At 68.6% G+C, this 12,613-nt stretch carries 10 protein-coding genes; 4 read left to right on the top strand and 6 right to left on the bottom strand.

Annotated features, from left to right (window positions below):
* Positions 1 to 712 precede the first annotated feature (712 nt).
* The 3 genes from VF632_RS17360 to VF632_RS17350 all read left to right on the top strand — a co-directional run bounded on the left by VF632_RS17360 (position 713) and on the right by VF632_RS17350 (position 4,780).
* On the top strand, positions 713 to 1,273 hold the full coding sequence (locus VF632_RS17360) for a shikimate kinase (protein ID WP_331024193.1): 561 nt from the start codon (positions 713 to 715) through the stop codon (positions 1,271 to 1,273).
* 328 nt (positions 1,274 to 1,601) lie between these two features.
* Positions 1,602 to 3,287, top strand: a complete 1,686-nt coding sequence (gene ettA / locus VF632_RS17355) for an energy-dependent translational throttle protein EttA (RefSeq protein WP_331024192.1) — start codon at positions 1,602 to 1,604, stop codon at positions 3,285 to 3,287.
* Positions 3,288 to 3,367: 80 nt separating this feature from the next.
* On the top strand, positions 3,368 to 4,780 hold the full coding sequence (locus tag VF632_RS17350) for a Fic family protein (RefSeq protein WP_331024191.1): 1,413 nt from the start codon (positions 3,368 to 3,370) through the stop codon (positions 4,778 to 4,780).
* Between the two features lie 115 nt (positions 4,781 to 4,895).
* Here the strand turns inward: VF632_RS17350 and VF632_RS17345 are convergent, their stop codons facing one another.
* Both VF632_RS17345 and VF632_RS17340 read right to left on the bottom strand, forming a co-directional pair.
* Positions 4,896 to 6,467 (bottom strand): M56 family metallopeptidase, encoded by a 1,572-nt coding sequence (locus VF632_RS17345; protein ID WP_331024190.1) that lies wholly within the window; start codon positions 6,465 to 6,467, stop codon positions 4,896 to 4,898.
* Between the two features lie 3 nt (positions 6,468 to 6,470).
* Positions 6,471 to 6,863: a BlaI/MecI/CopY family transcriptional regulator gene (locus tag VF632_RS17340; RefSeq protein ID WP_331024189.1), complete on the bottom strand. Its 393-nt coding sequence runs from the start codon at positions 6,861 to 6,863 to the stop codon at positions 6,471 to 6,473.
* 314 nt (positions 6,864 to 7,177) lie between these two features.
* On the opposite strand from VF632_RS17340, the gene VF632_RS17335 reads away from it, so the two are divergent.
* Entirely contained in the window at positions 7,178 to 9,076 is a 1,899-nt protein-coding gene (locus VF632_RS17335; protein WP_331024188.1) for a YfbK domain-containing protein, read from the top strand.
* A 325-nt stretch (positions 9,077 to 9,401) separates the two neighbouring features.
* Here the strand turns inward: VF632_RS17335 and VF632_RS17330 are convergent, their stop codons facing one another.
* The 4 genes from VF632_RS17330 to VF632_RS17315 form a co-directional block, all read right to left on the bottom strand.
* Positions 9,402 to 10,445 (bottom strand): LLM class flavin-dependent oxidoreductase, encoded by a 1,044-nt coding sequence (locus tag VF632_RS17330; protein WP_331024187.1) that lies wholly within the window; start codon positions 10,443 to 10,445, stop codon positions 9,402 to 9,404.
* 122 nt (positions 10,446 to 10,567) lie between these two features.
* The gene (locus tag VF632_RS17325) at positions 10,568 to 11,443 is read right to left on the bottom strand and encodes a sulfurtransferase (protein ID WP_331024186.1); all 876 of its coding nucleotides are present in this window, start codon (positions 11,441 to 11,443) and stop codon (positions 10,568 to 10,570) included.
* 132 nt (positions 11,444 to 11,575) lie between these two features.
* A complete protein-coding gene (locus VF632_RS17320; RefSeq protein ID WP_331024185.1) occupies positions 11,576 to 11,857 on the bottom strand; it encodes a CDGSH iron-sulfur domain-containing protein in 282 nt (93 codons plus the stop codon).
* 51 nt (positions 11,858 to 11,908) lie between these two features.
* Complete coding sequence (locus VF632_RS17315) at positions 11,909 to 12,568, bottom strand: sulfite exporter TauE/SafE family protein (protein WP_331024184.1); 660 nt, start codon at positions 12,566 to 12,568, stop codon at positions 11,909 to 11,911.
* Between the last annotated feature and the right edge of the window lie 45 nt (positions 12,569 to 12,613).

The raw sequence follows: 12,613 nt of genomic DNA, 5'->3' as shown, positions 1-12,613 counted from the left end.
GGTGACAGCAGGGGTTTGGCCCTCATCTGCGTCCACTCGGGAGACGGAGCAGCGCGCATTCCGGTGCGTAGACGCCACACACTCCTACGTCGACGACGGGTTTGACGCGGCCTCAAACCTACGCTCCCACGGCATTTTTGCAGACTGCGCCTTGTATTCCGGCCCTGACACCCCTATCAGAGATGTGGGTAATGGGTAGGCTGCGCAGGGGAGGGGGAGATTTTTCAGATCCAGCGGGCAGCCTGTCATCCAGAGGTCCGACATTTCGCCCTCGCACGGCCATTTGTCATCCAGAGGCCCGAGCGCACCAAATCTGCCCGCAGCACAACCCACGCGGGCCGAAGGATCTAGCCGCGGCCACGAATTACCTCGGGCGCGGCAGCGGTCCCAATACCCGAGGCCTCGGCCCCGCTGGGGCGACTGAACTCGCGGCAACAAAGGCCCAAAGTACGCCTTCGCGGACTGCACGCGCAGTTGGGTGCGCCCGGGCCAGCCGAAGCGCGATTCAGGTCTCCCCCTCCCCTGCGAAGCGGGGGACGGGGGACGGGGGGAGGGGGCCCCGGAGGCATGCGCCGGCACCTTGTAGGACCGCAATCGAAGTCCCCCCGCTCCCGGCGCAGTTTGCCGGGGGAGGGGCCCACCCGCGGCCCGCAACCTGCCTCGCCCCGCCGCTCATCCGCATCCCCCACCACCTCACCCGGAGAACGCCGCCGTGCCCGAGAACGGACTGCCGCCCGCCCTGGTCATCGAACGCGTGGTGCTGCTGGGCTACATGACCTCGGGCAAGAGCACCGTGGGGCAAGCGCTGGCGCGGCGGCTGGAATGGGGCTTCCTGGACTTCGACGTGGAGATCGAGCGCCGCGAGGGCCGCACGATCAAGCAGATCATCGGCGCGGACGGCCAGGAGGCGTTCCGGCAGATGGAGGCGGCGTTGACGGCGGAAGTGGCCGAGCAGCCGAGGGTCGTCCTGGCGCCGGGCGGCGGCTGGATTCTGCGCCCCGAACAGCTGGACCCTCTCGGCGCCACCACGCTCTCCGTGTGGCTTCGCGTCTCCGTCGACGAAACCGTGCGCCGCCTGCGCGCCGACACCATCGACCGCCCGTTCCGCGAGCACCCCGACCCGCGCGGGATGATCGCGTCCATGCTGGCGGAGCGTGAGCCGCTGTACCGCCTGGCCGACGTCTCCATTCCCGCCGAGGGCCGCTCGCCCGAGGACATCGCCTTCGAGATCGAGACCATCATCCGCACTCGCCGCGAGGTGAGACTGCGGTAACTACGGTAACTGCGGTCGCTACGGTCACTACGGTCGGGACGGGAGCAGTGGCACGGCGGGGCCTCGGCTACGGCGTTCTCGGCGACGTGTGTGGCGGATCCCTCGGTCGCTGCGGTCCACGGTGTATGGGCGAGTTCGGCGGGGCCGCTCCGTCGGGATGACAACGCCAGCGCGTGTGCGGCCCACCGTTGTGACCGTAGTTACCGTCGTGACCGTAGTTACCGCTGTCCCGTACTTACCGCTGTTCCAACCGCGGTTCTCGTGGTATTTTCGGACCTCGAAAGAGCCCCGCGGCCCGCCGCGCTGACCGTTTCCTGATCCTGATCCGATGAGCAATACAGATACGTCGCGGTTCATCTACGTGATGAAGGAACTGCGCAAGGTGGTTCCGCCCAACCGCGAGATCCTCAAGGGCATCTGGCTGTCGTTCTACCCGGGCGCCAAGATCGGCGTCGTGGGCGCCAACGGCAGCGGCAAGAGCTCGCTGCTGCGCATCATGGCCGGCGTCGACAAGGACTTCAACGGCGAGGCGTGGGCGGCCGAGGGCACGCGCATCGGCTACCTGGCCCAGGAGCCGGAGCTGGACCCGGCGCTGGACGTGCGCGGCAACGTCGAAGAGGCCGTGCGGGCCCAGCGCGAGGTGCTGCGCCGCTTCGAAGAAGTGAACATGAGCTTCGGCGAGCCCGACGCCGACTTCGACAAGCTGCTCGAAGAACAGGCGCGGCTGCAGGACCAGATCGACGCGGCCAACCTGTGGGAGCTGGACCGCAAGATCGAGATCGCCATGGAGGCCCTGCGCCTGCCGCCCCCCGATGCGCGGGTGGAGAGCCTGTCCGGCGGAGAAAAGCGCCGCGTGGCGCTCTGCAAGGTGCTGCTGGAAGAGCCCGACATGCTGCTGCTCGACGAGCCCACCAACCACCTCGACGCCGAGTCGGTGGCCTGGCTGGAGCACCACCTGGCCGCGTTCACGGGCACCATCGTCGCCATCACCCACGACCGCTACTTCCTGGACAACGTGGCGGAGTGGATCCTGGAGCTGGACCGCGGCGAGGGCATTCCCTGGAAGGGCAACTACACCAGCTGGCTCGAGCAGAAGCAGGAGCGGCTGCGGAAGGAGGAAAAGCAGTCGTCCGCGCGCCAGCGCACGCTCGACCGCGAGCTGGAGTGGGTGCGCATGGCCCCTCGGGCGCGGCAGGCCAAGAGCAAGGCCCGCCTGACCAGCTACGAAGAGCTGCTGAACGCCGACCAGAAGGAGCGCGCCTCCACGGCCGAAATCATCATCCCCGCCGGGCCGCGCCTGGGCGACGAGGTGGTGGTGTCGGACGCCGTGGCCAAGGGGTACGGCGACAAGCTGCTGGTGGAAGACCTGAACTTCCGCCTGCCGCGCGGCGGAATCGTGGGCGTCATCGGCCCCAACGGCGCGGGCAAGACCACGCTGTTCCGCATGATCACGGGGCAGGAGCAGCCCGACGCGGGCGCGCTGAAGGTGGGGTCCACCGTCAAGCTGGCGTACGTGGACCAGAGCCGCGACTCGCTGAACGGCGAGAACACCGTGTGGCAGGAGATTTCGGGCGGGCAGGAAACGCTGGAGCTGGGCCGGCTGAAGATGAACTCGCGTGCCTACTGCGGGTGGTTCAACTTCAAGGGAAGCGACCAGCAGAAGCTGGTGAAGCACCTGTCGGGCGGTGAGCGCAACCGCCTGCACATGGCCAAGCTGCTGAAGGAAGGCGGCAACCTGATCCTGCTCGACGAGCCCAGCAACGACCTGGACGTCGACACGCTGCGCGCGCTGGAAGACGCCCTGCTGAACTTCGCCGGCTGCGCGGTGGTCATCAGCCACGACCGCTGGTTCCTGGACCGCATCGCCACGCACATCCTGGCGTTCGAGGGCGAAAGCCGCGTCGTCTTCTTCGAAGGCAACTACCAGGAGTACGAAGCCGACAAGAAGCGCCGCCTAGGTGCCGACGCCGACATCCCGCACCGCATCAAGTACAAGCGCCTCGTGCGGGCGTAAGCGGCGCCGAATGCGCCGTGTGCAGAATGGTTATTTGCTGAGCCTCGGCGCGTTCCATAACCCGAATCCGGGAGCATGACGTGGATCCCCGCGCGGTGGATGCCAGCTATCGTACGTTTCCTCCATTCTCGGAATGGGCGAAAGCGTCGATCGACCATGCGCGCTGGGATCGCTACTCCGCAATTGTTGCCGAGCGCGGGCGAGTCTCTCCTGATGAACTCGCTCGTGCGCGAGAGGTTGTGAAACGTGCAGCCGCGGTAGATACCGGCGCAATCGAAGGGCTGTACGAAGTAGATCGTGGGTTTACTTTCACCGTGGCTACTCAAGCTGCGGTGTGGGAAGCTGCAATGGACTCGAAGGGCCAGCAAGTTCGAGCCTTGTTCGAGTCGCAACTCCGTGCCTATGACTACGTCCTCGATGTCGCGACGAACCGCACTCCTATCTCGGAAACGTGGATCCGCACACTACATCAGGAACTCTGTGCAGCTCAGCAGACCTATTCGGTAATGACCGAAGTAGGGCCTCAAACGCACCAACTCCCAATAGGCGAGTACAAGCATCTCCCCAACCACGTGCGGCTCGCGGGCGGGGGCACGCACGCGTACGCGCCTGTAGATTTGGTGCCTGCTGAGATGCATCGCTTCTGTGAAGTGCTTAGGAGCGAAGAGTTTCTCTCTGCCCATCCCGTTCTACAGGCATCATACACCCATTATGCTTTCGTAGTCATCCATCCGTTTGCTGATGGCAACGGTCGCGTGGCACGTGCTCTCGCGTCGATCTTCACGTACCGTGCGCACTCCATTCCATTGATGATCCTCGTCGAGAACCGGAAGGAATACCTGGACTCACTGGCGGGGGCGGACCGAGGAAATTACCAGCGTTTCATTGATTTCACGATGGAGAGAGCACTGGATTCGATCCTGTTGGTGAATGAGAGCCTGGGCGCTGCATTGAGCCCGCAGCCGGCGGATGCACTCGGAGAGTTGCACGCACTCTTCACCACCCCGGGCGGATACACGCAGGAAGATGTTGAGAAAGCGGGGCAGGAACTCTTCGAGCAAGTTGGGCACGAGTTCGAATCCCAAGCCAAACGCTATGAGCAGGGTGAGCGGCTTCGGATCGCCGTTCAACGCGCGAACCGCTTCGATCACGGGCTTGTGACCGTCCCGGCGGGCCGGGTGGTTACGGGCGGGGAGTGGGACACGGTGGGTCTAGGCTTTAGGATCGGACCGCCGGTCAAAGCCACTCTTTACGTTGATTATGTGGTCACCGTGCCACTCAATGCTGATCGAGATGACGACATAAGCCTGGTTGAAACGGCCACTCAGCGCCGCGTGTTCAGCGCTCGCGTTTCCGAATTGGTGCACGGGCCGACCGCAGCTTTGAAAATGCGCCTCACGATCGGAGTGGAGCGAATCTTTGGGGAGGCTCTCAACAATTTGCTTCTAAACACCCGGAAGACGGTTCAACCAGCGGAGGACGGCTCTACATAGCGCCTCATGCGCATTCTAAGGTTAGTAGGCACACCCCCAAAAGGGTGGCCGCGAGGACGCGGCCACCCTCCTTCTTTTCTCACCATCCTCCGCGCCTCCGCGTAAGACTCGTTGGCTAGTTCTGCGGCGTCTCGGGGGCGTGCGGGCCGCCGATGGCGGGCAGCGTGTCTGGCTCGTTGGGTTCGGAGAGGATGCGTACCGGGCGTTCGACTGGGCGCGCCTCGGGTGCCTTGCGCGCAGTGCGCGGCGGCTGGATCGCGCGGCCGGTGCCGGTGGGCGCGCGTGCGGGCTCGCTCTGGCGCGGCCGGTACTCGTCCAGGCCCAGCGCGCCGTTGAAGCGGAAGTCGTATTCCCGCGCCGAACGGGCGACCGGCGACGCGGCCAGCCGCTGCTCCGCTTGACCCAGTCCCCACGTGGCGCCGCGCCGGGCATCCGGGTCGCCGTCGCGGGCGGCGGCCCAGAGGTCGGCCAGGTTCACGTCGTACGTCACCTGCAGCTCGGGCCCGATCGACGGCCCGGGCGTGGCGTCGCGTACCAGCGCGTTGGTTGGCTTCGCTGGAGCGGCGCTCGCCAGCGGAGCGGGCGACGGCTCCATCCGACCCAGACGCCGATCTGTCGACCGCCGCGGCTGCGGGCGCGCGGGGTCATCGATCGAGGCGGCGACGGCTGGCGTGGGCCGCGGAGCCTCGGCGTTCGTGCGGACGGACGGGGCGGCGGTGGCGAGCGGCAGCAGGGCCAGCGCCCCGGCCGCGGCGCACGCCAGGGCCACGCGTGCGGATACGCTGTCGCGGGCGCGCGCGCCGTCCAGCACCGCCACCACGCGGTCTTCCAGTTGCGAACGCGCCGCCATTCCCACCGCCGCGGCCGCGGTCAGGCGCACGGGGCGAAAGGCGCGGGCGACGGCCAGCAGGTGGCCCGCGTAGTCGGAGGCGCGCGTTCCCGCGGCGAGCACGCGGTCGTCGCACGCCTGCTCGCGCTCCTCGCGCATGCGGTGCGCGGCCCACCACGCGCCCGGGTGAAACCAGTACATCGCGCAGCCCAGCGAGGCCACGAGCTGCCACAGGCAGTCACGCCGCGCCACGTGCGCAAGCTCGTGCAGCAGCACCACGCGCTGCCGCTCCGCCGTCCACCCGTCCGCCTCAGCGGGCAGGAGCACGGCCGGGCGCAGGACTCCCCACGTCATCGGCATGGCGCCGCCCGACGCGCGAAGGAGGCGCACCCGGCGGGTGACCCCCAGCTCGCGCGCGGCCGACTCCATCCGCTCCTTCCACTCACCGCCGCTGATGGGCGCCGCGCGGCCGGCGAGCGCGCGCACCGCGGCCTGCGCCACCACCAGGCGGACGAGCGCGATGAGCACGCCCGCCGCCCAGAGCGCGAGCGCGATGGTTCCCCACGGCAGCGCGGCGAGCGCCGCAGCCCGCGCACCCGGAACGAGGAGCGCGGGGTGGATGGCATCTACCGACACGAACGCCAGCTCCCAGTGCGGCAGCACCAGCGACAGCGCGGGAAGGGCCAGAAGCGAGATCATCGCCAGCCCCCACACCAGGTGCCGCGCCGCCGCCGACCGCCGCCGCATCAGCGCGGCAGCCAGCGCCGCGGCAGCCAGCAGCAGCGTCCCGCGGGCGACCAGCCATACGGCCGGCGCCAGCCACGGGGCGGCATCGTGGGCGGGGAGCGGGATGGCCATCCGTCAGTGGCCCTGGCTGCGCGCCGTTTCGATCAGGCTGGCGATGCGCTCCAGCTCGGCTTCGGACATCCGGTTGCGCGATTCGTCCAGCAGCGCGGCGACCGCGGCCTCGGTGGAGCCGCCGAAGAAGGTGCGTACCATGTGCGAAAGCGCGCTGCGCCGGGCCGACTCACGCGGAACGGTGGGCAGGTACAGGTAGCGCGGGCCGTCCTGCTCGTGCGCCAGGTGACCCTTCTCTTCCAGGATGCGCATCAGCGCGCGGACGGCGGAGTAGCTGGGCGGCTCGGGAATGCGGTCCAGCACGTCGTTCACGCTGGCTTTTCCCAGCCGATAGACCACGTCCATGATCTGCCGCTCGCGGCGGCTGAGGTCGGATGCGGTGGATGCGTCGGGCATTGCGGCGGATGGTCGGGCGAATGGTAGGTCGCTAAGGAATTAGCAGCTTGCGAAGGGTAGGCGCGCGCCGGGAAGGTGTCAAGGAAAACGGCCCGGCCGCGCGGATCCGGAGATGCGGGAATCGTGGCACATCCGTGGTTCAACCCGCGCCGAAGCGGGGAGTTCCACTGTCCACTATGCTAAAATCTTACCGGTGGCGCTGAGGTGAAATCCGCATCACCATTGGATTGGGACGGGCGCGGCGCGGGGTCAGAAATCCGCGTCTGCCACGTTCCATCTCGGGTCCCTTTCCCACCTCCCAGAGGGAGATCGCCATGGCAGCACGCTTCGTCAGCACCCTGTTCGCCCTGCTCCTGCTGCTCGCGTCCCAACCTGGCCGGGCACAGGCGCCCGCGGTGGTCACGGGCCGCGTCACCAATCCGCAGGGCCAGCCCGAGGCTGGAGTCCTCGTCCGCATCCAGGCCTACAACGTGGGTTCGGCAACCACCGCGGACGGCACGTACCGGCTGGTGGTTCCCGCCGAACGCATCCGGGCCGGATCGACGGTCCAGCTCACCGCCAGCCGCGTGGGGCTCGGCACGGTGATGCGATCGATCACCCTTCAACCCGGTGCGAGCATCATCCAGAACTTTACGCTCGCTCCGCAGGCGCTGACACTCGAGGGGGTCGTGGTAACCGGGACCGCGCCGCGAGTTTCCAACCGGGCACCGCTGGGGGCCGCGACTTCGTCCGTGAGTGCGCACCAGCCCGGGGCTCCGGGACGCGGCTACAACACGGAGGAATACAACCCGATCGAGGAGAACGCGTTTCACGCCGCCGCGCGCACCCCGCTCAGCACCTTTGCGGTGGACGTGGACCGGGCCTCGTACAGCAACGTCCGCCGGTTCATCCGTGACGGCGGGGCGCCCCCGCGCGACGCGGTGCGCATCGAGGAGATGGTGAACTACTTCTCGTACGCCTATCCCGATCCCACCGGCGAGCACCCGTTCGCCGTGGTCACCGAGGTGGGCTCGGCGCCGTGGAACCCGCGGCACCAGCTGGTGCGGATCGGGCTGCAGGGGCGGCGGATGCCCCGGGCCGACCTGCCGCCCAGCAACCTGGTGTTCCTGGTGGACGTCTCCGGGTCGATGGACGAACCCGACAAGCTGCCCCTGGTGCAGCAGTCGCTTCGGCTGCTGGTGAACGAGCTTTCGGCGCGCGACCGCGTGGCCATCGTCGTCTACGCGGGCGCGGCGGGGCTGGTGCTGGAATCCACCCCGGGCGACCGCAAGGACGAGATCCTGGACGCCATCGAGCGCCTGGAGGCGGGCGGCTCCACCGCGGGTGCGCAGGGAATCCGGCTGGCGTACGAGGTGGCGTGCCGCAACCACATCGCCGGCGGAAACAACCGGGTGATCCTGGCCACCGACGGCGACTTCAACGTGGGGGTCAGCAGCCAGGGAGAGCTGGTTCGGCTGATCGAGGAAAAGCGCGAGCAGGGCACCTTTTTGACCATCCTGGGCTTCGGCAGGGGCAACCTGGCCGACGCGCGGATGGAGCAGATGGCCGACCACGGCAACGGCAACTACGCCTACGTCGACGACCTGATGGAGGGCCGCAAGGTGCTGGTCACCGAGATGGGCGGCACCCTGTTCACCATCGCCAAGGACGTGAAGCTGCAGGTGGAGTTCAACCCCGCGCGGGTGTACGCGTACCGGCTGATCGGGTACGAGAACCGCCTGCTCGCCGACGAGCACTTCAACGACGACCGCAAGGACGCGGGGGAGATCGGCGCCGGGCACTCCGTCACCGCGTTGTACGAGGTGGTGCCGGTGGGCGCCGACAGCGGGGTCCGCGTGGGAACGGTGGATTCGCTGCGGTACCAGCGCACCGACGCGGAGCCGGTGGGCGCGTTCGGGGGCGAGATGATGAACGTGAAGGTGCGCTACAAGGCGCCCGACGGCGAGCAGAGCCGGCTGCTTTCCCACGCGGTGCAGGTGCCCGCGCGCAACGGCGCTACCTCCGACGACTTCCGGTTCGCGGCGGCGGTGGCGGCGTTCGGAATGGTGCTGCGCGAGTCGGAGCACCGCGGGCGGGCGACGGTACAGCAGGTGCTGACGCTGGCGCGCGGCGCCCGCGGCGGCGACGCCGAGGGCTACCGGGGGGAGTTCATCCGGATGGTGGAGGACTATGCCCGGGTCCGCACGGCGGCGGCGCCCACGGGCGAAAGGTGATTTGCGGGCAGGCTGATGGAATTCACCTCACCGGGACCCGAGGTGTAACACGAAGAAGCCCCGCGGCGAGCGGGGCTTCTTTCGTTGGTGGATCGACCGATCTCAAGGCCTCGGCTCCGTCGGGCGAATGAATTCGCTGCAACGACCACACGAAGTCTGCCTTCGCAGACTGGCTTGCTTCCGTGCGAGGAGGGCCATGTGGCGCGCCCGGGAGTGTGTGGCGGATCCCTCAGTCGCTGCGGTCATCGGTGTACGGGCCGGTTCACCTTGGCCGCTCCTTCGGGATGACATCACGCGCTTCGGAAGGTGCGGTGCGCGCGCGGGTTTACCCGCTCTTGGCCGCGAGCGCCTTGCGGACCGCGGGGGCGACCTCCGTTCCGAACAGTTCGATGCAGCGCATGATCTGCCGGTGCGGCATGGTGCCAATGCTGAACTGCAGCAGAAAGCGCTCGTGCCGGAAGATCTCGTGCTGAAAGAGGATCTTGTCGATCACCTCGCTGGGGCTGCCCACCACCAGGGCGCCCCGCCGGGTCAGCTGCGCCTCGTACTGCTGGCGAGTCGTGGGCGGCCACCCGCGCTCCCGCCCGATGCGCGTCATCACGTCGGCGTACGGTGGATAGAACTCGTCCGCCGCCTGGCGTGAAGTGTCGGCGATGTAGCCGTGCGAGTTGATGCTGACGGGGAGCTTCGTGGCATCGTGGCCCGCGCGGCTCGCCACGTCGCGGTACAGCTGCACCAGCGGGGCGAACTGCTCGGGCATGCCGCCGATGATGGCCACGGCCAGCGGCAGCCCCAGCGTCGCCGCGCGGACTACGGACTGCGGCGTGCCGCCTACCGCAATCCAGACGGGGAGCGGGTCCTGCACGGGGCGCGGGTACACGCCCTGGCCGGTGAGCGGCGCGCGGTGCCTGCCCGACCAGGTGACGTTCTCGCTCTCGCGCAGCTTCAGCAGCAGCTCCAGCTTTTCGGAGAACAGCGCGTCGTAGTCCTGCAGGTCGTAGCCGAACAGCGGAAACGACTCGATGAACGATCCGCGCCCGGCCATGATCTCGGCCCGCCCGCCGGAAAGCAGGTCCAGCGTGGCGAAGTCCTGGAACACGCGGACGGGATCGTCGGAGCTGAGCACCGTCACCGCGCTGGTCAGCCGGATGCGCTTCGTCCGCTCCGCGCCCGCGGCCAGGACGACGGCGGGGGACGATACGGCGTAGTCCGGCCGGTGGTGCTCGCCCACGCCAAAGACGTCGAGGCCCACCTGGTCCGCCAGCTCCATCTCTTCCATCAGGTCGCGCAGCCGCTCCGCCGCGTTCACCGTGCGCCCGGTGACGGGATCGGGCGCGACCTCCGCGAAGGTGTAGATCCCCAGTTCCATCTCGTCCCTTGCTGTGCTGGCCTCACACGGAGGGCACGGAGAGATCCCTCCCCCGTCCTCCGTGCCCTCCGTGCCCTCCGTGGACTCCGTGTGAGCCCCTCTTTTGACGGACTGCCGCCGCGCTACTTTTCGATGGGCAGCCGCACGGCGTTCCCCCACTCCGTCCACGAGCCGTCGTAGTTGCGCACGTTGGGATAGCCCAGCAGGTACGTCAGCGCGAACCAGGTGTGCGACGAGCGCTCGCCGATGCGGCAGTAGGCGATGGTGTCCTGGTCCGGCCTCAGCCCGGCGCCCTGCTCGTACAGCGCGCGCAACTCCTCGGCGCTCTTGAACTCGCCCGTGTCCACGTTCACGGCCCGCGCCCAGGGCACGTTCTGCGCGCCGGGGATGTGCCCGCCGCGCATGGCGCCTTCCTGCGGATAGTCGGGCATGTGGAGCTTTTCGCCGCTGAACTCCTCGGGCGAGCGCACGTCGATCATCTGCCCGCGCCGCTTCACGTGGTCCAGCACGTCTTCACGGAAGGCGCGGATGGCCTCGTCGTCGCGGCGCGGCGTGGGATAGTCGGCCGGTGCGACCGTGGGCAGGTCTTCGGTCATCGGCCGCCCCTCGTCCGACCACTTCTTGCGCCCGCCGTCCATCACCTTCACCCGCTCGTGCCCAAACAGGCGGAACACCCACAGCGCGTACGTGGCCCACCAGTTGTTCTTGTCGCCGTAGAACACCACCGTCGTATCGGGCGAGATGCCCTTTTCGCGCATCAGCGCGGCGAACGACTCGGCGTCCAGGTAGTCGCGCATCAGCGGGTCCTGGAGGTCGGTGTGCCAGTCGATGCGCACCGCGCCGGGAAGGTGCCCCGTGTCGTACAGCAGCACGTCCTCGTTGCTTTCCACGATGCGCACGGCGGGGTCGTCCAGGTGCCCGGCCACCCACTCCGTCGATACCAGCGCATCGGGCTTCGCGTAGCCGCGCTGCTCGATGGGCAGCGATTCCGTCGCCATCCTCGTCCTCCGTTTATGAAAGCCGGTTCGCCGCGTGCGGCGCCCGTGCAGGCCAGGGAAGCAGAACGCCCGGTACGCTGCAACCAGCGGACCGGGCGTGGGGAACGATGCTACCGGCGCGCCGGTGCAGTGTCAAGCAGCTGGTGCGCCGCCCTGGGGCGCCCCGCCCTCCAGCTCGCGCACGGCCCGCTCGGCGGCCGCAAAGCCGATCCTGCTGTGCGTGCCGTCGCAGAACGGCTTGCGGGTGGATGCGCCGCAGCGGCACAGGTTCACCTTCTTGCCCGCGGGCACCGGGTACTCGGTTCCGTCGGCGTCCACCAGGCGAAAGGGGCCATCCACCAGCAGCGGCCCGTTGTTCTTCACCAGGATGGTGACCGGCGGTACGCCCGCCTGCGGCTCGTTACCTTCCTGCATCGGAATCCCTCGACAGTCGTTTGAAAGTGTGCCCTTCGCGCGGCCAGCTCGTCACGCCGGGAGGGCCGCGTTCACCATCCACAGCACCCCGATGGCCGCGCTCCCCAAAGCCGTCATCGCACGCAACGTTCCGGCCAGCGCGGGGCCGCGGTTCGCCGCCCGGGTGAACAGCGCGCCGGCCGCCACGGCGTACAGCGCCATCGCCACCGTGGTGCCCACGCCGAAGAGGGCCAGGTAGCCCGCCGCCTGCCATGCCGAGCCCGCCGCCGTGGCGGAGAGCGCGGCCACCAGCGGCGCCGTTCCCGACAGCCCATGCGCCAGCCCCACCCACAGCGAGCCGCGGCCGTGGTGGTGATGGTGTCGGTGTGCCCCGTCCGCGGACGCCTCGCCCGCCAGCCCGTGGGCGCGCTCGTGGAGCACGTTCCACAGCAGCCACAGTCCCAGCCCCAGCAGCATGGCGCCCACGCCGAACTCCAGCCCGCGGGCCAGGAGGTCCGGCAGCCGTACGTCCAGCGCCACCAGGATGCAGCCGACCACGAGAATGGCGGCGGAGTGCCCCGCGCCCCAGCGCACGCCGAAGCCCAGCGCCTGCAGCGGCCGGGGCCGGCGCGACACGAAGGTGGTGACCGCGGCCATGTGGTCGGGCTCCAGCGCATGCGCGAAGCCCGCGACCAGGGCGGTCACGGGAGCAAGAACCTGCAGCGAGTCCATGGGATTCGGGTGGTGGCGAAAGCAGAGCGCCCGCGGGCGGAGAGC

It is taken from the genome of Longimicrobium sp. (assembly GCF_036388275.1).
GTDB lineage: Bacteria > Gemmatimonadota > Gemmatimonadetes > Longimicrobiales > Longimicrobiaceae > Longimicrobium.
This window is presented reverse-complemented; position numbering and strand designations above follow the sequence as displayed.

What these genes read in the sequence shown, in the direction of transcription:
- ettA (WP_331024192.1), top strand. Translation starts at nt 1,602, where the DNA reads ATGAGCAATACAGATACGTCGCGGTTCATCTACGTGATGAAGGAACTG.
- VF632_RS17345 (WP_331024190.1), bottom strand. Translation starts at nt 6,467, where the DNA reads ATGGCCATCCCGCTCCCCGCCCACGATGCCGCCCCGTGGCTGGCGCCG.
- VF632_RS17340 (WP_331024189.1), bottom strand. Translation starts at nt 6,863, where the DNA reads ATGCCCGACGCATCCACCGCATCCGACCTCAGCCGCCGCGAGCGGCAG.
- VF632_RS17335 (WP_331024188.1), top strand. Translation starts at nt 7,178, where the DNA reads ATGGCAGCACGCTTCGTCAGCACCCTGTTCGCCCTGCTCCTGCTGCTC.
- VF632_RS17330 (WP_331024187.1), bottom strand. Translation starts at nt 10,445, where the DNA reads ATGGAACTGGGGATCTACACCTTCGCGGAGGTCGCGCCCGATCCCGTC.
- VF632_RS17325 (WP_331024186.1), bottom strand. Translation starts at nt 11,443, where the DNA reads ATGGCGACGGAATCGCTGCCCATCGAGCAGCGCGGCTACGCGAAGCCC.
- VF632_RS17320 (WP_331024185.1), bottom strand. Translation starts at nt 11,857, where the DNA reads ATGCAGGAAGGTAACGAGCCGCAGGCGGGCGTACCGCCGGTCACCATC.
- VF632_RS17315 (WP_331024184.1), bottom strand. Translation starts at nt 12,568, where the DNA reads ATGGACTCGCTGCAGGTTCTTGCTCCCGTGACCGCCCTGGTCGCGGGC.